Here is an 18,729-nt window from a genome sequence, read left to right on the forward strand (position 1 = left end):
ATGCCTAAAGTGATTGAAGAATTTGATTCCGTATTAATTGCGAATGCAAGTATTCAATTTAAGAAGAAAGGTACGCAAGATCCAGGGACGAAATTTGGATGTATAGGATCAATTGAAGGGGAACCAGAAAACAAGGAAATGAAAAAGGTATGTGGTGGCGTAACGTTGAAAAAGAAATCTAAAACCACGGAACTTAAAGTTACTGTTTCAGCGCATATTCCTGTTAAAGTAGCAAGAGATTATTTTGGTTTTAATACAACTGGATTAAAGCCAGGTGTATGGGCGTTTGGGAGTGCTTCAAAGGGATATGATTTTGTATTTACGGCTGATGTAGTAGATGAGTTTGAAGATGTAGTAAAACTTATTGCGTTTCCAAATTGCTCAAACTCCACTGGTTTTAAATTTGCTATTGCGAATGGTGAAGAAGAATTGGCAATGATGGAATTAGAATTCACAGCCTTACCAGACGACTTAAAGAATTTCTATTATGAAGCGTTTGTGGATGAATTAGCAGATGCAACAGTCGCTCAAAAGTGGCATACACAATTTAATTCAGCTCTTGTTAAAGGAACACCTTCAGCTTAAAGCCCTAGTTTCATACAGGGCTTTTTCTTTTGGGTTTAAATAAGTGAAAAATGAAAGTGGGGAAAGTGCAGATGAAAGTACAAAAAATAACACTAAAAGAAGTCGAATTTGTAGAAGTAGAAGGTGAGTATGAACAACGTTTTATTAATAAACAAAACTATCCGGCATTTTTAACGAATTATGCTTTAAAAAAGGGACAAGAAGAAGGGCTTATTACTAGTTCGATTATTGCTGATATTGTAAAATTTCAAGCTTTAGATGGACTAAGAAACGAAGATAATAAAGACTTATCAGCTTTAGAACAAATCGATCAAACAAGTATTCATAAAGTGATTTATATGTCGTTTAAAGGAGCAAATCCTAAAGAGAAGTTAACATTTGATGATTTCTTACAGAAGTATCATGATTCATTAGCAGAATCTATGGAGCTATATACGAAGCTTGTTGTGGATGTAATTAGTCAAGATCCAAATCAATTTGCCGCAGCACTCAAAAAAAGCACAAATAGCGGCGGTAACGGTGAAAAAAAGTAAAAAATCCAGACATTAAAATTGAATGTGTGGAAGATAAATACGTCTTGTATTGTCTAGTCTCTGGAATAGATCCAGAGACTTTTTGGCATGAGCCAATTTCGTCTGTTGAGCGTATTTACGCAGGGATTACAGCGTTTGAAGCATGGCGTAACAATCCCAAGTAAAGGTAGGTGAGATAATGGCAAGAAATAATTCGGAAATTGAAGTTATATTTAAAGCGCAAAATAAAGATTTTAATGATGCTATGAAGGGCATGAATCAGGAAACTAAAAAACTTCGTCAAGAAATGAAATTACAAGAAGAACAGATGAAGTTAAATGCTACTGATTCAGAAAAACTACAAGCAAAACTTCAAAATCTTTCTCAACAATATGCAGTTGCACAAAGGGCTACGCAAGCAACGGCTGAACATTTACAACGTGCTAAAGAACTGTACGGAGAAAATTCTACTGTTGTAGCAAAGTTGGAATCAAAGTTACGAAGCCAACAAATAACAGAACAACAGTTAGCGAATAGTATTAAACAAACTTCTGAAAGTTTAAAACAGGCAAGAGATGCTGAACAGGAAAGAACAAGTGAAACAGCTAAAGCAGCTCAAAAACTGAAAGAGCTAAAAGGGCAAGAAGAGCAGTTGCAATCTTCGCTTTCTAAGTTGAATGCTCAATACGAGTTACAAAAAGCGACGCTTGGTGAGAATGCTTCAGAAATAGAGAAGTTACGTTTAAAAATAGATAATCTTGGAGAGCAACATACTGTTGCAGCTAGTAAAGTACAAAACTATCAGAAACAGTTAGATCAAGCCAAACAGCAGTATGGTGAAAATGCTAGTGAAATCCAAAGATATGAAACGCAGCTTATACAAGCTCGGACAGCAGAACAGCAGTTGCAGAATCAATTAAGTGCGACAAATAGAAGTTTGCAGGAACAAGAAAACGCTACGAAACAATTAAAGACATTCTTTGATGCGACTGAAACGAGTGTAGCTCATTTTGCAAATGCATTAGGAAATAACCTTACAAACGCAATACGAAACGGTACAGCGACAGCTAGGCAGTTAGAACAAGCGATTCAAATCATTGGTCGTGAAGCATTAGGTTCAGAAGCAGATATTGAGAAATTACAGCGCTCTCTTCGTTCTATAGATGATGGGAACTCATTACAACAAGTTCGAAATGACTTGAGAGACATTTCACGAGAAGCAGAAAGAGCATCGCACAGTTTTAAAGAATTAGATATCGGTTTAGAAAATATTCTTGGTGGATTAATGGCTGGCGGTGGTATTTCAGGAGCCATTGAGCAAGCACTGGATACCTCTAAATTAAAAACAAAAATTGATGTTTCTTTTGAAGTTCCAGCATCCTCTAAAAAATCAGTAGAAGAAGCGGTTCGCGGTTTAGAAGCTTATGGTGTTGATGTGGAAGAAGCACTTGAGGGTACACGTAGACAATGGGCATTAAATCAAACTGTCAGTGATAAAGCTAATGCTTCCATTGTAAAAGGAGCAGGAGCCATTGCAAGTGCTTATGCAGGTATAGATTTTACTGAATTAATTCAAGAAGCGAATGAAATTGGTAATGAATTAGGTATAACTAGTGATACGGCTTTAGGGTTAACGAATCGTCTGTTAAAAATCGGTTTCCCTCCTGAGCAATTGGACATTATCGCTGAATATGGCGGGCAGCTAACACGAGCAGGTTACAATGCTGAAGAAGTACAGGCGATTATGGAAGCTGGTGTTGATACAGGTACCTGGAATATTGATAATCTCTTAGATGGACTAAAAGAAGGTCGTATTAAAGCGGCTGAATTTGGTCAAGGTGTCGACAAGTCTATGAAAGAAGCTCTTGAAGGCACTAAAATTTCGGCTGATCAGTTAGAAAAGTGGGGGAAATCTGTCGCTAAAGGCGGTAAAGAAGGTTCGGCAGCAATGACAGAGATTGCGAAAGCGCTAGTTAGCATTGAAGATGAAACAAAGCGAAACGAGATTGGTGTTAAGCTTTTTGGAACGATGTATGAAGATCAGGGGCAGAATATCACCAATACACTTATTGGCGCTCAAGGTAAAGTTATAGATTTAAACAAGAATCAAGAACAACTAAATGAAATGATTAAGAAAATGGATGCCAGCCCAGCAGTAAAGTTTCAAAAAGCTATGAACGATTTGAAAATGGCACTTGAACCTGTTTTGGGAGTCATTGCTGATGTAATTAGTGCTTTTGCGAGCTTTGTTTCAGAACATCCAGCATTAGCAGCAGCTATAACAACAATTGTAACCGCAATTGGAATCCTTATTGGGGCTGGTATGGCTTTAGGCCCTGTATTTATTACGTTAGCGAGTTATGCAACCTATGCTGGATTAAGTATAGGGGCGGTTTCCGCAACATTTTTTGGTTATACAGCAATTATTATAGGGGTAACCGCCGCAATTGTTGGATTAGTTGTTGGAATAAAACATTTATGGGAAAACAACGAAGGGTTTAGAAATAGCATTACGAATGTAATTGAAAGCGTTCGGATTTTTGGTGAAGTATTAGCTTCGCTAGGTAAATATCTATTTACCACAGCGGTTGAAGGCGATCATATGAACCAATGGGTAGGTTATTTGCCTGAGAGTTTTCAAGCAGCAGCGGAGAAAATAGGTTTGGCTGTTGTTAAAATACGTGAAGCGTGCCTTCATCTTTTTGATGCTATAAAAGCTGTTTTTTCGGGAGATTTTAGCCAGTTAGGTGAAATCTTTAAGATGATTGGCCCTACGATAGCGGGTGCAATTGTAGGAGGGATTCCTGGTGTTCTTATTTCTGTATCTCGTTATTTACCAGCGATTGCAGAGTATTTGAATGCAAACTCAGGAATTATCCTTGAAACTATTACGAATATCTTTACTAATATAGCCAATTTCGTAACAACAGCATTACCACAATTTCTTGAAGCCGGATCACAAATGATTTCAAGCCTTGTGAATGGTTTGGTTGTAGCGGCTCCAATTGTGCTTGAAGCCATTGTTAGCATAATAAATACAATTTCACAGATGATTGCTACCTATCTCCCTATGATTGTTCAAATGGGAATACAAATCATTCAAACTTTAATTTCTGGGATTGTACAAGTCTTACCTACTCTGATAGAAACAGGACTTCAATTGATTCTAACTTTAATAAACGGAATTATGCAGATGCTTCCACAGTTAATCCAAATAGCTGTAACGATTATTCAAACTATTATTAATGGAATTATGTCATTTTTACCCCAGCTAATTGAAATGGGAATAAATTTATTAGTTTCATTGATCACAGGAATCACACAAGCTTTACCTATGATTGCTTTAGCGATTATTACAGTCATTACAACTTTAATTGAAGCCATTACAGCGAATTTACCTATGATAATTGAAGCTGGTGTTAAGGTGTTAACTAGCTTAATAGACGGAATCATTAAAATGCTACCGCAACTTATTGATTTAGCGATAAATCTTATAACCAAAGTGGCGGATACTTTATTAACAAACTTACCTAAAATAATTGAATCCGGTGTAAAGATTTTAATGGCCATTATTGATGGAATCGTACAAGTGTTACCCCAACTTATTAATGCAGCATTAGATTTAATTGTCAAAATAGCATCTACATTAATTGCGAACTTGCCGAAGATACTGGAAGCAGGCGTACAGATTTTGCTTATGTTGATTGCTGGTATTGTAAAAGTTATACCAGATTTAATTGCGGCAGCATTAAAGCTTATCATTACTTTAGCAGGGGAGCTCATTAAGAATTTACCGAAGATACTGGAAGCTGGTGTCCAACTGATCTGGGCATTAATAAAAGGTATTGTCAGTATGGTTGGAAAATTAGGTTCTACAATCGTGACAGATATTGTACCGAAGATTGTCGATACATTAAAGAAGATTGATTTATTCAAGATAGGTAAAGATATTATAAGTGGATTGATAGATGGTCTAGGCAGTATGGCTGGCAAAGTGTTAAATAAGGTGAAATCTATTGGTAACGATATTCTTGACGGCTTTACTTCCTTCTTCGACATCCATAGTCCATCTCGAAAAATGAGGGATCAGGTTGGTAAACAAGTTGGTGCTGGGCTTGCTGTTGGTATGGAGCAATCTGTATCGACGGTTCTTGCAGCGGCTAAAAACTTAGCAACTTCGGTCTATTCCGTATTAGAAAATACGTTAGGTGCGTTCAATAGTTCGGCTATAAACGGAATGATGAATAATAATCCTCTTAGGAGTTATTTTGAAGCAATATTATACGATGGAGATTATCTTAATGATTGGATTACTCATTTGCCAATGGACATGAGGGATGCATTAAAAGCAGTAGGTAAAGAATTAGAAAGTTTCACCATTGATGGAGTAGAAGACGATAGTCCTATTGCCCGTTATATTCGTAGTATATTAGAGGTGGAAACCCATCCCAAGATATACTAAAAGAATTTAAGGAATCCAATAAGTGGCTAGAAATCGGTAAAAAAATAGCTGGTTTCAGGGAACAAATTCTAAAAGACTTTTATAATGCTCCAAACAATAATGCAAACAAAGATAATGCGTTGCAATCCGCTTTCAACAATATTTCAAACATGGTAGATGATACTTTTAAAAAGTTGAATTTATATGGAATAAACAAACAAGATAACATCGCTTCTAATCTGTCGGCATTAGCGACAGGAGCAGTTCAACCGATTGTTCAACAAATTGATAGTGGTCCTGTAGAAATTAATTTTTATAACACAATTAATAATGAACGTGATGTTGATCGCATGTTTGAAAAAGCAAATGATTGGTTTGCTGAGCGTGGCCGTAATGTAAAAATAGGAATAGGGAGGACTTAAATTGCTAGACATAGGTATCGATAATCAGTTAGCAAGTGACTATGGAATATGTATGGTAGAACGCCCTGTTATTCCTACAGCAGAACAGGAAGTAGAATATATTGAAGTGTCGGGTAGACATGGTTCACTTACAAAAAAAGGGGCGTTTAAAGACGTCCCTTTAAAAATAAAGTTCAATATGCTTGAAGAAGAGAATATTAAACCATTAATCAGGCGCATGAAGGCTTGGTTGATGAATGGAAAGAAATTATATTTTACAGATGATGATGTGTATAGGAAAATTAAACATGTTGTAGTAGGTGATATTGTAAATGAAATTGAAGAACACGGTGAATTTGAGGTGGATTTTAAGTTAGATCCCTTTGAATATACAGAAGATGCAAACATAATGTTGAGTACTCCTGGATCTATTCATAATCCGGGTACAATGGAATCGGCTCCAATGTTGTTTGTTGCAGGGAACGGTACATTTCGAATTTTCATTAATGATGTTTCTTTTCAGATTAAAGATGTAAAGGGCTCTGTTGTAATAGATTCAGAATTATTAGAGGCATATAGTGGTACAGTATCAATGAATGATAAAATGATTGGTGATTTTCCAGAATTTCAAATAGGATTAAATAAAATAGAATGGTCAGGAGCTATCCAATTTATTTCAATTCAACCAAGATGGAGATATAAATAATGGTTACTTTATATAAAGCAAATGAAACAGATTTTACGCATAACGGAATTGGTGTTTTAGATAAACATATTTATAGTGCAACTGTTGCGGAAGAACTCAACGGTTTATTTGTTTTTAATTTTAATTATCCTTTATTTGCTCCATATGGAACAAAAATTGACGGGATGAGCATTATAAAAGTTCCTACTCCTGATGGGGATCAGTTATTTCGCGTGGTGACTCCTAAAGTGAGTATGGGAGAAATCAAAGCGGTTTGTTACCATATTTTTTATGATTTAACAGAAAACTTGATTGAAGATATATTTATTCAGCCCACAAATGGTAGTGCAGCTATGGCTAGGTTGTCATCAGGCTGTCAATATAAGCATCCTTTTACTTTTTATTCAGATATAACCAATATATCCACCGCACGTATTGTTCGAAAGAATCCAGTTGAAGCAATGTTGGATACGAGCCAAGATAATTCATTCGTAAATCGATGGGGTGGTGAATTAAAAAGGGATAACTTTGATGTGAAGATGTTGAAAAGCCGAGGAGCTAACCGTGGGGTAGTTATCAGGCATAAAAAAGATTTGTTAGGGTATGAAGGAAGTGTGGACTGGAAAAGCCCTACTACCAGAATTATGCCACAAGGATTTGACGGATTGTTATTACCAGAAAAATATGTAGATAGCCCACTCATTAATAAGTATCCGCATCCAAGAATACGAGTAATTGAGTTTAATCATATAAAAGCAGCTATCGGTAAAAATGCGAATGATGAAGACGCATTACCTCCAGAAGAAGCATATAAAAGGTTACGTCAAGCCGCTAAAGATATGTTTGATATTCAGATGGTAGATCAACCGAAAGCAACTTATAAGGTTGAATTTCAAGAGTTGTCTCAAACAGAGGAGTATAAGGAATATAAAATTCTACAGCGTGTCTGGATGGGGGATATTGTTACAGTTAAACATGAGGAAGACGGTATTGATATTCAAGCAAAAGTTATTGCGTATAAATATGATCCAATTAAAAAGGAGTATATCAATGTAACCATTGGGAACTTTAAAGAATCTTTCACAGACACGGCTGGTAAAGTAGATCAAATTCAACAAGATTTATCAAATATGCCAGGATCTTTACTGGATGCAGCGAAAGAAAATGCAACAAAACTAATTAATTCAGGATTTGGTGGAAATGTTCGTGTATATCCAGACCGAATTCTAATTATGGATACAAAAAATGAAATGACAGCTTCAAAAGTGTGGCAGTGGAACATAAACGGGTTAGGTTATTCATCAAACGGGGTAAATGGTCCGTATGAAATAGCAATGACAAAAGATGGGCGTATTGTTGCAGATTTCATCACTACTGGAGTATTGAACGGAAATTTGATTCGAGGCGGAGAAATAACAGGAACCACTCTTAGAACTGCCAATGATTCCAATTATGTTTCTATTTCCAAGCAATTTATTAGATTAATGGAATCGTATATCACTCGGATTTTCATGGGCTATTATATAAATAATAATAATGTCATGCAACCCACTATTGTATTAGGTGGCAACAATGATATAACAGCCACGCAAGGTGCAGTGTTAGTTTATCAGCTAGATGGTTCTCCGAAGTCAGGGGGAATCGGAATATCGAACGGGTATCAAAATGGTGATCCGACAAGGGTCTATTTTTCAGCATCTCTTGCATTTAATAAAAATGGCCATGCGGAACTAAGTTCGGATCAAAGCTTAGAACTCGAATCAAAAGAATCCTATGCTTCTTTGAAGTGTCAAAATAATCTTTTTCTGGAAAGTAAAGCAGGTGGCGCTTATTTTACTGCAAAAGAAGGGTTTAACTTTCGCCAAAATGGAGATCGAATTGTGGATTTGAAGTTGACACCTGGTGGAGATAGTGACATCGTATTTCAGAACATCTTATTACGGAATAATAGAAATTATGAAAGTACCTATGTGCAAGTGAAAAGTGGTGGAGGAACTTATTTTAACGGTGTTTTAGCAGCAGATTTTAAAGTGTCTTCTAAAAAGAAATATAAAACCAATATACGTGATATTAAATTTGACGCGTTAGAGAAGGTAATGGGGTGGGAGATTAAACAATATAACCTTAAAACAGAAATGGCTCAATTATATGATATGCGTATGAACCGTAAAGAAGGAGATCCACTCCTTACGACAAACGATATTACAACGCACTATGGAGTTGTACTTCCGGATGAATCAAAAGAAAATGGTGTTGGCTTATATGGGATGATTGCTCAGACTGTTAAAGCATTTCAGGAGTATGTAGCCAAAACAGATGCTAGAATCGAAGAATTAGAGCCAATAAAACCTAAAGGAAATATAAAACACAGGAACAAAGTAAAACGTCAAAGAAGACCGCCTAGACGCGTGAAAAGGAATAGTTAGAGAGAGGTGTAGTCATGCGAAATGAGGAAATTATTATAGATTTAGCAGATCCTGTGTTTACCAAAACAATTCGTTCGAGACAAAATGATAAAAATGGATTGAAGATTACTGTATATGTAAGAGAGAAAGGGCAAAATGTTGATTTAACAGGGTATGCAGTGAAGTATGAAGCGATTAATCAAATTGGACTGTTCGTTCGGGATGATGCCCAAATAGTTGACGCAAAGAATGGCGTATTTTCATACACATTGTCCTCGCAAGCTGTTTCCACATCGGATGATTGGACAGCTTATTTTGTTATGGAAAAAAGTACAGAACGAATGAGTACACCAGACATTCGTATTACATTAAGGCGAGATGTAAAAGAAGGTAATATTAAGATAGAAAACTATATTTCTGAGTTTGATAAGGCTCTTGAAATGGTTAAAGGGTATCAAAAGCAAATTGATGAAGCAAATAAACGCATAAATGAATTAACAGCAGCAGTTACAGGGCAAAAGTATCAACTGTGGAAGGTTACAGACGATGATGGAACATCCATTGATCTGGCTGCAAATACAGATTTGAATACAATTGTAAAATCGGGATTCTATGTAGGAAGTCAACTCAAAAATACACCGAATAATTCTGTATACACATGGTTTATATCTGTAGAAACAGCTACAAGTTTAGCATTTGTTCAAAGAGCTACATTGCTAGGGAATTTGAATGAGACATATATTCGATTAAATAACAGTGGTAAGTGGTCTGAGTGGTCTCGTTTGGTATTAGAGAAAGAGATTGTACCTAAAACAGGTGGTTCGTATACGGGGACGGCCTATTTTAATACTGATAATGCTATTGTAATCGGTAGCCGTTCGTATAAAACAGTTCTTCATAAAGGCACACAAGGACAACTTGTTATTGCTCCTTCTACAGAAGAGCAAGGAGATAATTGGGATTGGTCAAAGCGGGTTGAAATCAGGCCAGATGGTACTATCAAACAAGCAACGGATACAGGATGGATTAACCTTCCTACAACTGGTGTAGAGACCATTGCTGATAGGATAATGAAGTACAAGAGAAGTGGGGAGCAGATATCTGTCATTGGATCAGTTAAAAATCCGGCAAATACAACCGTATTTGCAACACTTCCGGTTGGCTTTCGACCTGTGCAAAATATCGCTTTTCCGGCACTGGCATATGGAGCTGTACCAACAGTTTGTGAAGTTACAGTTAAAAGTGATGGTGGAATTTTCGTAAATGGTGTTCAGAGTGGAAATACCATTCATATTGCGATGAGCTTTTTAATTTAAATATTACAGATTAAGCGTGCATAAGCAGGCTTTTTTATTTTGTATAAAATAGGGCTTTGATAAAAAATAGCTTTCATATATTCACAGTAAAAAGGGTTGTCTCATAGTATATAGAGATTGCTTTATTAAGATTTCAAAAAGGATGTGAATGTATGGAAGACGTATATGTAAAAATTGATAGCCTAAAAACAGAGCAAAAAGAAATCATGCGAGATATTCGTAACCTGGAAACTCGTACAACGATAAATGAAAAAGATATTTCTACAATCAATAAGCAATTAGAAAGAATCAGTCTGAATACCACATGGATTTTACGAATTGTTATTGGTACAGTAGTAATGGCAGTTTTAGGATTGTTATTAAAGGGTGGGATTTAAAGCACTAGCATAAACATAATTTTGAAAGGGGGACAAACGTCTCTCTTTTTTATTTTTAGGAGTTGATTAGTGTGAAACGAATAGTAAACCAAGCAATTTATGAAAAGTATGTTAGCCAAGAAAATAAAAACCTAGTCAAAGATTTTCTCATTGAAAAGAAAGCACAAGGAAAAGCGGCAAGCACTTTACAGCAATATAATTGGGATTTACGAATTATTTTGTTTCTAATACATGAACACTTCGAAAATAAAAAACTTATTGATTTAACACGTAAAGATATTCGGAATTTATCTATTATCTTTCAAGAGATGGGAATGTCAAACGCACGTGTGAATGGATTGATGAGTGCATTACGTTCAGCTCTTGAGTTTTGCGCAGACGATGATGACTATAATTATGAATTCAATGTAGGTTCAAGGGTACGTGGTTTACCTAAGAATCCAATTAGAGAAATTACATTTATTACTGAGGACCAAATTAATTGGTTGATCGACGAATTAATTGAACAAGAAAAATATATGTTAGCAACGTATTTAGCTCTTTCTTATTACAGTGCAGCTAGAAAGAACGAGGTTTACCAGGTTCAGAAAGAAGGGTTAACAGAGCACTATTATACAAATGTGGTACGAGGAAAACGTGGTAAGAAGTTTAGATTATATTACAATCACCGGGTGCAGAAATGCATTCGTTTATATATAAATCAGCGAGGTAAGGATACTATCCCAGATTTGTTTGTGCGTGTTTATAAGAATGGTGAGAGAAAAAGATTGAACAAGAGTGTATTTAATTATTGGTGCGAAATATTTGCTAAGATGCTGAATGAAAAGGAAGGAAAGGAATTTAAAATTAATCCTCATTGTTTCCGTCATAGCAGATTAGATAATTTGAAAGTACAAGGAATACCGCTTGAAAAACTAAAATCACTTGCTAACCATTCTGATATTTCCACAACTGAATCTTATTTAAAAGATAGAAGTGAGGAAGATATTGCAGAGATATTTGGAATGGACCCAAGTTACTTTGCAGCTTAAAAAGGAGAGGGAAATATGGATCGTATTGATGTATTATTGAAAACATTTATAGCTACGTTTGGTGGCTTCTGTGGGTATTTCTTGGGAGGATGGGATGCGACATTGAAAGTCTTAGTGACGATGGCAGTTATTGATTATTTAACTGGCATGATTGCAGCAGGTTATAACGGAGAGTTAAAAAGTAAAGTTGGTTTCAAAGGCATCGCCAAAAAGGTGGTGCTTTTTATTTTGGTCGGTGCGGCCGCCCAGCTCGATACAGTACTTGGGAGTAACAATGCAATTCGTGAAGCGACAATCTTCTTCTTCATGGGTAATGAATTGCTTTCACTTTTAGAAAACGCTGGACGAATGGGTATCCCACTTCCACAACCATTAACAAATGCAGTTGAAATTTTAGGTGGCAAACAAAAACAAGAAGAGAAAAAAGGAGATGTTCAATAATGGGTTACACTGTAGATATTTCAAAATGGAATGGTGATATTAATTGGCCTGTGGCAAAACAATACATTGATTTCATCATCGCTCGTGTACAAGATGGTTCAAATTATGCAGATCCATTATATAAGGGATATGTACAATCCATGAAACAACATGGCATTCCTTTTGGCAACTATGCATTCTGTCGTTTCGTTTCTGAGAATGACGCACGTGTAGAAGCTCGAGATTTCTGGAATCGCGGAGATAAGAATTCGACAGTCTGGGTGGCTGATGTAGAAGTGAAAACAATGGATGATATGCGAGCAGGTACACAGGCTTTTATCGATGAATTACGTAGATTAGGTGCTAAGAAAGTTGGTTTATATGTTGGTCATCATATGTATGCACCATTCGGAATGGCAAATGTAAAATCTGACTTTGTATGGATTCCTCGTTATGGCGGGAATAGACCAGCTTATCCATGTGATATCTGGCAGTACACTGAAACAGGAAATGTACCTGGTATTGGAAAGTGTGATTTGAATGAATTAATTGGAAACAAGTCGTTAGATTGGTTTACAAATAAATCGTATAAAGAAGAAGGAGTGGAGATTATCGTGAACAAACATAATAAGGTGGTTACTTATGAATTTGGTGTAAATTTAGTTCCTGAAATGATTCAAATGATGGATAAGCTTGGATACACTTCAAAAATTGTTTCTCGTGGAGATCGTCAAGGGCTTGTTTATTTTGAGTCGGATTATCGTCAAGGCAGCGATTTAGATAAAGCGACAGCATGGTTAGATGCTAAAGGATTAAAGTATTACTATACAAAAGAATAATTTTGTAAACAAAAAGGGCCATCATTTGATGGCCCTTTTTTATGTTATTAAAATTTACTTTTAGATAATGAACGCAGTATAGGCCTTAAAATTTTCCCGAATATGCGATAGACATTGAAAATAGAGCGAATTATTTTCATAGAGTAGTTGTACACCTACTTTTTTATTTTTTAATATTCTGCTTGTAAGATGAAATTATCTTTGATACTTCCTTTATATGTATATCGTATTCCGTTATTCTTAAATGATTTTAAATGGTCCTTACTAAATACTTTTTCGTCATTAATACCAAGTTTTTGTTTAATTAGATTACGGTCACCAAAACTTAAGGAATCGTCCATTGTTCCTATTAATAATAAGAAAGCAAATTTAAAATCTTCTATTTCAGTAAAATAAACATTTGGAGTCATCGCTAATGACGCTTTTTTTATGTTTTTATTTTTATCGGTTTCCAAGAAAATTATGATGTCTGGAGATAGATTAATAGAGGTTTTTCCATCTTCTAAGATATTTGTTGAGGAAACCTTTAATTTTGTTTTCTCTCCCATTTCCTCTAATGCATCATTTACTCGTTTTGTGTATGTATCTACTGTTAATCCTGTATTTTCATCTTTTTTCTTTTTAGTGTTCTTTTCTAATGCTTCTGTTTTCTTTTTTTCTTCTTTTTCTTTCTTTAAACGTTCTTTTTCTTCAGCTAAAGATTTTTTCTTATCTTCTTTTTCCTCCGAACTTCGTTGTTCCGATTCTTGTTTAGGTTTAGATTCAACAGTACTTACTTGTGTGGTTTCTTTCTTAGTATCACTATTATTCCCTCCAATTCCAGCGGTAACAATAATCACGGTAATTACCCAAAACCACCATTTTTTATAAAAAGGTTTCTTCATGTTAATCCCTCCTAAAATTAAGTAAATCATACCAATTAATGTAACATTTTAGAAGGGTTATTTTTTATCACTATACGTGCATGTTTTTTAATCTTCTTCAAACCAAATGTCCTCTATATGTAATTCGAGCACTTTGGAAATACGATATGCAACAGGCAGTGTAGGCGTAGCTCCTTTAATTAAGTTTGTCATAGTTGAATTTGAAATTGATGCTTTCTTTGCAATAAAGCTATACTTGAAACCTTTGCTATCTAAAATTTCTTTTAAACGACTTCGCATAATATTTTTATCCTCCTTACAAAAAAGTACTAGGTCTTTCTTTTATTTTTTCGCTTGGACAGGCAAAATCCTTCTTTCTAGTTCATATACCTATATCAAGACCACGAGGAATACCAAGTGGAACTAAGGACATCAAGAGGGGAGAGGATTACATGCGTTGGCAGTATAACCACTTGAATACAACTCCATATTTACATCCTTCAAAAGAATTACGGTCTATGTACAATGAATCAAGATCCAGATCAGAAACAGAATCAATTATGAATCACATGAAAAATCATGAAGTGTTTAATAACAAGGAGTATAAAAGATATTTCAGTTTATCCCAGGTTATTGAAGAGGATCTATACGGTGAGGAAGAAGATGTTTTAAATTGGGAAATCCTAATGGATTGTTATGATGTCGTCCTTACGGGAAAAGGCATTGTATTTCGCGAAAAGGAAGAGGAGGAATAATCATGACTCTTGCAGGAGAAGCAGTAATTATTTGGACGGCAACAGGTTTGTCAGTAATTACGATGAATGTAGCAGAGAAAATGGGGAAGAACGTTCCACATTGGCTTCCACGTATTACTTTGTATACAACGCTTACAGGCTCGTTTTTATACCTTCTACGTTATGTGCTAATGGTGTTTCTATGAAGGAATACAACATGGAAGGTCAGGACAATAAGAAGGATATAAGGAAATGCTTGTCTCGTTATATTCCAAAAGAGTGCAATGATATCTTTATAGGATATTTAAGGGGGAAATGTTTATGTTGGAGTTACTATTGATTCCCGCAGTAGCATTAACTTATGGATTAGTAAGTGATAAGTTCAAACGAAAAGATGATGATAAAAAGAAAATCCAAGTCTTTTTTGAGGTGAGTGGGATCGCTATTAAAAGGGACGATAAGTTGCATTATCCTACGTTTCAAAAACAAATTGATGATGATCGCAGCACAACATATATTTATACTTTACCTGTAGGTATGCCCAGCAAAATTATTCAAAAGGTTGAGGACGTTGTGAGCGAAGGATTAAACAAACCTGTTCGAATCCATTATGATAATTATAAATTAAGCATTCGAGTATTTCATAAAGACATACCTAATAAGTGGAGATGGTCCGAAACATTAGTCGAACAAGGAAAATGGCTTGTACCTATAGGGCAAAGCTTAGAAGAATTAATTTATCATGATTTTGATAAAACTCCACACATGACTTTAGGTGGTTTAACACGTATGGGGAAAACTGTATTTTTAAAGAATGTAATGACATCTCTTATTACAGCACAATCAGACCATACGCATTTATACATTGTTGATTTAAAAGGCGGATTAGAATTCGGGCCATATCAAAATTTAAAGCAAGTTGAATCTATAGCAGAAAAGCCGATTCAAGCATTTCAAGTATTAAATACAATTCTTGAAAAGATGGAAGAAAAAATGTGCTTTATGAAGGAAAAGCACTATACAAACGTTGTGGAAACAAATATAAAAGAACGACATTTTGTCATAGTTGATGAAGGTGCTGAACTTTGCCCGGATAAAAGTATGAGTAAAGAGCAGCAAAAGTTATTAATTGCTTGTCAGAGAATGCTTTCTTATATAGCGAGGATTGGCGGGGCGCTTGGATTCAGGTTGATTTTTTGTACACAATATCCGACTGGAGATACATTACCACGACAAGTTAAGCAAAATTCAGATGCGAAGCTTGGATTTAGATTATCGACACAAACAGCTTCTCAAGTAGTTATAGATGAATGTGGATTGGAATCGATTAAAAGTATACCTGGACGCGCTTTGTTTAAAACGGATAGATTAACAGAAATTCAAGTACCTTATATTTCTAATGAAACGATGTGGAATGTACTAAAACAATATGAGGTGGAGAAACATGAACATACAAACACACATCAAATTGAATCGTCAGATGACGATTCTGACCTCGATTAGAAGGCTGAAATTTGCTACACGTAGGCATTTAATGGCTATACATGATTTAGGTGGCATAAGAAATGCAAACCGTATATTAAAGGATTTAAGCGTATTTGTTAACAGTACGGTGTACAAAAAAGAATATGTATATTACTTAAATAAAAAAGGGCGTGCGCTATTCGATGATACAGAAAAAATAGTACCAACAATTCGATTAGCACACAGCCTTATGAGAAATGAAGCGTGGCTCTACCTGTTTTGTCCGGATGACTGGCAGATAGAGACACCTATACGATATAAAATAGATGATAAAAAGAAGACAATTATTCCAGATGTGAAATTCCGAGATGAAGAAGGGGTCTTAAATGCTGTTGAAATAGATCGCACTCAAATGATGAACGTAAACAGTGAGAAAATGAATAGGTATGGTGAATTTACTATTTATTATAAGGAGAAGTATAATGGTAAGGTGCCAATTGTTCATTTTTTTACATTAACGGAATATAGACAAAAAACGTTAGAACAGTTTGCAATGAAGAATGGAGTTTATGCAAGAGTGTGTGTTGTCCCAGAGTTCCAATAAAAAAGTGCTAACAAGTTTGCAAACGAACTTGCTAACACTTATACGGAATAAACATAAAATATCGCTGATATATCACTTGGAAAAAAGTTAATAATTAAGCACTTATAATAAACTACTATTTATTATAAGATAAAACATAAAACTTACTGTATTATTACTTTTTTCAATATTATTTGCAGTAGGAAATGTATTTGCTTTAAAGAAACATCGCAAAATATAATAATGACAAAAAGGAGCTTTATAAATGCAGAAGGATTGGCTGGAGGAATTAATAGCTGCAACTAATACGGATAAACGAAATGAACGTCAAATGCGAATATTAGAGGCGGCTGTTGATATGTTTGGAGAAAAAGGATACGCTTCAACTTCAACAAGTGAAATTGCAAAACGGGCTGGTGTAGCGGAAGGAACAATCTTCCGCTACTATAAGACGAAAAAAGATTTATTACTAGCGGTCGTAATGCCAACTTTAACTAAGTTCGCTGCACCATTTTTCGTACAAACCTTTGCAAAAGAAATATTTAAATCGGAGTATGAATCGTACGAAGGACTTTTAAGGGTTGTAATTCATAATAGATTTAAATTTGCTCAAAAACACTTCCCTATGATAAAAATATTAATTCAAGAAGTACCATTTCAACCAGAACTGAAAAATGAAATACAACAATTAATAGAAACAGAACTGTTTTCACATTTCAAAAAATTGATTGTGAAATTTCAAGAAGAAGGGGAAATTATTGAGATACCGTCATCTTCCGTACTACGTCTTACTTTATCAGCTGTATTAGGATTACTCGTAACAAGATTTTTATTATTGCCTGAAGAAAAGTGGGATGATGAAATGGAAATTGAAAATACGATTCAATTTATATTGTACGGATTAACGCCACGGAGGTAATGAAATGCGACAATTTGCAAAACCAACAATCGTTGTAAGTAAATGTTTAGAATTTGATGCCTGTCGATATAATGGAGAGATGATTCCAGATGTAACAATACGAAATTTGCAGCCATTTGTTACATTTATACCTGTTTGTCCAGAAGTCGAGATTGGATTGGGGACCCCTCGTGAAACGATACGAATTGTAGAAGAAAATGGTGAGAATAGACTTGTACAACCGTCGACACGAGAAGATGTAACTGAAAAAATGGAGCAGTTTTCAAATGACTTTTTACAAACGATATCGGATGCGGATGGTTTTATTTTAAAGAATCGTTCACCAAGTTGCGGTACGCGTGATGTGAAAATTTATTCTGGTTTTGAAAAAGCGCCAGCAAAAGGAAAAGGATCGGGCTTATTTGGCGGAGCAGTAGTAAAAAAATTTTCGCATCTTCCTATTGAAGAGGAAGGCAGATTGTCGAATTTTATTATTAGAGAGCATTTCTTTACAAGGCTATTTACAATCGCATATTACAAAATGATTAAACATAATAAAAATATGAAAGACCTTGTATCGTTTCAGTCGGACAATAAATATTTATTTATGGCATATAATCAGGTGAAACAAAAGGAATTAGGGCGTATAATTGCAAATCACAAAAATGAAAAGATTGAAGTGGTATTTGAAAACTATGAGAAGACTTTATATGAATTATTTATGCGCACACCTCGCTATACATCGAATGTAAATGTATGTGAGCACATTTTTGGATATTTTAAAACAAAGCTAAAAAAACAAGAAAAAGATCATTTTATAGAATTGTTGCAAAAGTATTCGGAAAAGAAAATACCACTTAGTAGTTTACTCACAATTTTAAAATCATGGGCCATTCGATTTGATGAAAAGTATTTATTAAGACAAACATATTTCGAACCATACCCAGAAGCATTAGTAGAAATTTCTGATTCTGGAAAAGGTAGAGATTATTAAACAATAAATTACATAATTCGACACAAAACCTCCTATGTTGTTGTAGAACAATGTAGGAATTTTTTTGTGCATTAGTACAGAATCTGTTTTAAAATTAAGTTATGACAGAATTATAACAATTGTCTAACTAATATTCTTGTCTTTTAAGTTGTTATGTTTGTAGTAGAAACTCGCACGCTGT

At 35.0% G+C, this 18,729-nt stretch carries 19 protein-coding genes; 17 read left to right on the forward strand and 2 right to left on the reverse strand.

Annotated features, from left to right (window positions below; translation table 11 throughout):
• From JFU02_RS08210 to JFU02_RS08255, 11 genes are all read left to right on the forward strand, one after another.
• Positions 1–585 (forward strand): phage tail protein, encoded by a 585-nt coding sequence (locus JFU02_RS08210; protein WP_201070703.1) that lies wholly within the window; start codon positions 1–3, stop codon positions 583–585.
• 71 nt (positions 586–656) lie between these two features.
• Positions 657–1,118 carry a hypothetical protein gene (locus JFU02_RS08215; protein WP_089148541.1) on the forward strand — a complete coding sequence of 154 codons (462 nt, stop codon included), beginning with the start codon at positions 657–659 and terminating at the stop codon, positions 1,116–1,118.
• Positions 1,119–1,296: 178 nt separating this feature from the next.
• On the forward strand, positions 1,297–5,559 hold the full coding sequence (locus tag JFU02_RS08220; protein WP_242488075.1) for a hypothetical protein: 4,263 nt from the start codon (positions 1,297–1,299) through the stop codon (positions 5,557–5,559).
• A gap of 149 nt (positions 5,560–5,708) precedes the next feature.
• The gene (locus tag JFU02_RS32095) at positions 5,709–5,960 is read left to right on the forward strand and encodes a hypothetical protein (protein ID WP_242488076.1); all 252 of its coding nucleotides are present in this window, start codon (positions 5,709–5,711) and stop codon (positions 5,958–5,960) included.
• Position 5,961: 1 nt separating this feature from the next.
• Positions 5,962–6,645 (forward strand): distal tail protein Dit, encoded by a 684-nt coding sequence (locus JFU02_RS08225; RefSeq protein ID WP_201070705.1) that lies wholly within the window; start codon positions 5,962–5,964, stop codon positions 6,643–6,645.
• Positions 6,645–9,050 carry a phage tail spike protein gene (locus JFU02_RS08230; protein ID WP_201070706.1) on the forward strand — a complete coding sequence of 802 codons (2,406 nt, stop codon included), beginning with the start codon at positions 6,645–6,647 and terminating at the stop codon, positions 9,048–9,050. Before JFU02_RS08225 ends, JFU02_RS08230 begins: the two co-directional genes overlap by 1 nt.
• Before the next feature lie 14 nt (positions 9,051–9,064).
• Positions 9,065–10,345 carry a BppU family phage baseplate upper protein gene (locus JFU02_RS08235; RefSeq protein ID WP_201070709.1) on the forward strand — a complete coding sequence of 427 codons (1,281 nt, stop codon included), beginning with the start codon at positions 9,065–9,067 and terminating at the stop codon, positions 10,343–10,345.
• Between the two features lie 152 nt (positions 10,346–10,497).
• Positions 10,498–10,722: a hemolysin XhlA family protein gene (locus JFU02_RS08240; protein WP_201070712.1), complete on the forward strand. Its 225-nt coding sequence runs from the start codon at positions 10,498–10,500 to the stop codon at positions 10,720–10,722.
• Positions 10,723–10,793: 71 nt separating this feature from the next.
• A complete protein-coding gene (locus JFU02_RS08245) occupies positions 10,794–11,753 on the forward strand; it encodes a tyrosine-type recombinase/integrase (RefSeq protein WP_201070718.1) in 960 nt (319 codons plus the stop codon).
• 15 nt (positions 11,754–11,768) lie between these two features.
• Positions 11,769–12,194, forward strand: a complete 426-nt coding sequence (locus JFU02_RS08250; protein WP_000373895.1) for a phage holin family protein — start codon at positions 11,769–11,771, stop codon at positions 12,192–12,194.
• A complete protein-coding gene (locus JFU02_RS08255; RefSeq protein WP_201070724.1) occupies positions 12,194–13,012 on the forward strand; it encodes a GH25 family lysozyme in 819 nt (272 codons plus the stop codon). Before JFU02_RS08250 ends, JFU02_RS08255 begins: the two co-directional genes overlap by 1 nt.
• 170 nt (positions 13,013–13,182) lie before the next feature.
• Here the strand turns inward: JFU02_RS08255 and JFU02_RS08260 are convergent, their stop codons facing one another.
• Positions 13,183–13,896 carry a hypothetical protein gene (locus JFU02_RS08260; protein ID WP_201070727.1) on the reverse strand — a complete coding sequence of 238 codons (714 nt, stop codon included), beginning with the start codon at positions 13,894–13,896 and terminating at the stop codon, positions 13,183–13,185.
• A gap of 87 nt (positions 13,897–13,983) precedes the next feature.
• Positions 13,984–14,175: a helix-turn-helix transcriptional regulator gene (locus tag JFU02_RS08265; RefSeq protein WP_001257714.1), complete on the reverse strand. Its 192-nt coding sequence runs from the start codon at positions 14,173–14,175 to the stop codon at positions 13,984–13,986.
• Between the two features lie 152 nt (positions 14,176–14,327).
• Between JFU02_RS08265 and JFU02_RS08270 the strand changes: the two genes are divergently transcribed.
• The 6 genes from JFU02_RS08270 to JFU02_RS08295 all read left to right on the forward strand — a co-directional run bounded on the left by JFU02_RS08270 (position 14,328) and on the right by JFU02_RS08295 (position 18,548).
• Positions 14,328–14,630, forward strand: a complete 303-nt coding sequence (locus JFU02_RS08270) for a hypothetical protein (protein ID WP_201070731.1) — start codon at positions 14,328–14,330, stop codon at positions 14,628–14,630.
• Positions 14,631–14,632: 2 nt separating this feature from the next.
• Complete coding sequence (locus JFU02_RS08275) at positions 14,633–14,815, forward strand: hypothetical protein (RefSeq protein WP_201070734.1); 183 nt, start codon at positions 14,633–14,635, stop codon at positions 14,813–14,815.
• A gap of 115 nt (positions 14,816–14,930) precedes the next feature.
• Positions 14,931–16,112, forward strand: coding sequence for an FtsK/SpoIIIE domain-containing protein (locus JFU02_RS08280; RefSeq protein WP_201070737.1), 1,182 nt, complete (start codon positions 14,931–14,933; stop codon positions 16,110–16,112).
• Entirely contained in the window at positions 16,054–16,677 is a 624-nt protein-coding gene (locus JFU02_RS08285; protein WP_201070753.1) for a replication-relaxation family protein, read from the forward strand. Before JFU02_RS08280 ends, JFU02_RS08285 begins: the two co-directional genes overlap by 59 nt.
• A 244-nt stretch (positions 16,678–16,921) precedes the next feature.
• Positions 16,922–17,575, forward strand: a complete 654-nt coding sequence (locus tag JFU02_RS08290) for a TetR/AcrR family transcriptional regulator (RefSeq protein ID WP_001168189.1) — start codon at positions 16,922–16,924, stop codon at positions 17,573–17,575.
• A gap of 4 nt (positions 17,576–17,579) precedes the next feature.
• Positions 17,580–18,548 (forward strand): YbgA family protein, encoded by a 969-nt coding sequence (locus tag JFU02_RS08295; protein WP_001248643.1) that lies wholly within the window; start codon positions 17,580–17,582, stop codon positions 18,546–18,548.
• The last annotated feature ends 181 nt before the right edge of the window (positions 18,549–18,729 follow it).

This window comes from Bacillus sp. TH13, from assembly GCF_016651175.1.
In the GTDB taxonomy this organism is placed as follows: domain Bacteria; phylum Bacillota; class Bacilli; order Bacillales; family Bacillaceae_G; genus Bacillus_A; species Bacillus_A thuringiensis_S.

What these genes read in the sequence shown, in the direction of transcription:
- JFU02_RS08210 (WP_201070703.1), top strand. Translation starts at nt 1, where the DNA reads ATGCCTAAAGTGATTGAAGAATTTGATTCCGTATTAATTGCGAATGCA.
- JFU02_RS08215 (WP_089148541.1), top strand. Translation starts at nt 657, where the DNA reads ATGAAAGTACAAAAAATAACACTAAAAGAAGTCGAATTTGTAGAAGTA.
- JFU02_RS08220 (WP_242488075.1), top strand. Translation starts at nt 1,297, where the DNA reads ATGGCAAGAAATAATTCGGAAATTGAAGTTATATTTAAAGCGCAAAAT.
- JFU02_RS32095 (WP_242488076.1), top strand. Translation starts at nt 5,709, where the DNA reads ATGGTAGATGATACTTTTAAAAAGTTGAATTTATATGGAATAAACAAA.
- JFU02_RS08230 (WP_201070706.1), top strand. Translation starts at nt 6,645, where the DNA reads ATGGTTACTTTATATAAAGCAAATGAAACAGATTTTACGCATAACGGA.
- JFU02_RS08235 (WP_201070709.1), top strand. Translation starts at nt 9,065, where the DNA reads ATGCGAAATGAGGAAATTATTATAGATTTAGCAGATCCTGTGTTTACC.
- JFU02_RS08240 (WP_201070712.1), top strand. Translation starts at nt 10,498, where the DNA reads ATGGAAGACGTATATGTAAAAATTGATAGCCTAAAAACAGAGCAAAAA.
- JFU02_RS08250 (WP_000373895.1), top strand. Translation starts at nt 11,769, where the DNA reads ATGGATCGTATTGATGTATTATTGAAAACATTTATAGCTACGTTTGGT.
- JFU02_RS08255 (WP_201070724.1), top strand. Translation starts at nt 12,194, where the DNA reads ATGGGTTACACTGTAGATATTTCAAAATGGAATGGTGATATTAATTGG.
- JFU02_RS08260 (WP_201070727.1), bottom strand. Translation starts at nt 13,896, where the DNA reads ATGAAGAAACCTTTTTATAAAAAATGGTGGTTTTGGGTAATTACCGTG.
- JFU02_RS08265 (WP_001257714.1), bottom strand. Translation starts at nt 14,175, where the DNA reads ATGCGAAGTCGTTTAAAAGAAATTTTAGATAGCAAAGGTTTCAAGTAT.
- JFU02_RS08270 (WP_201070731.1), top strand. Translation starts at nt 14,328, where the DNA reads ATGCGTTGGCAGTATAACCACTTGAATACAACTCCATATTTACATCCT.
- JFU02_RS08275 (WP_201070734.1), top strand. Translation starts at nt 14,633, where the DNA reads ATGACTCTTGCAGGAGAAGCAGTAATTATTTGGACGGCAACAGGTTTG.
- JFU02_RS08280 (WP_201070737.1), top strand. Translation starts at nt 14,931, where the DNA reads ATGTTGGAGTTACTATTGATTCCCGCAGTAGCATTAACTTATGGATTA.
- JFU02_RS08285 (WP_201070753.1), top strand. Translation starts at nt 16,054, where the DNA reads ATGAACATACAAACACACATCAAATTGAATCGTCAGATGACGATTCTG.
- JFU02_RS08290 (WP_001168189.1), top strand. Translation starts at nt 16,922, where the DNA reads ATGCAGAAGGATTGGCTGGAGGAATTAATAGCTGCAACTAATACGGAT.
- JFU02_RS08295 (WP_001248643.1), top strand. Translation starts at nt 17,580, where the DNA reads ATGCGACAATTTGCAAAACCAACAATCGTTGTAAGTAAATGTTTAGAA.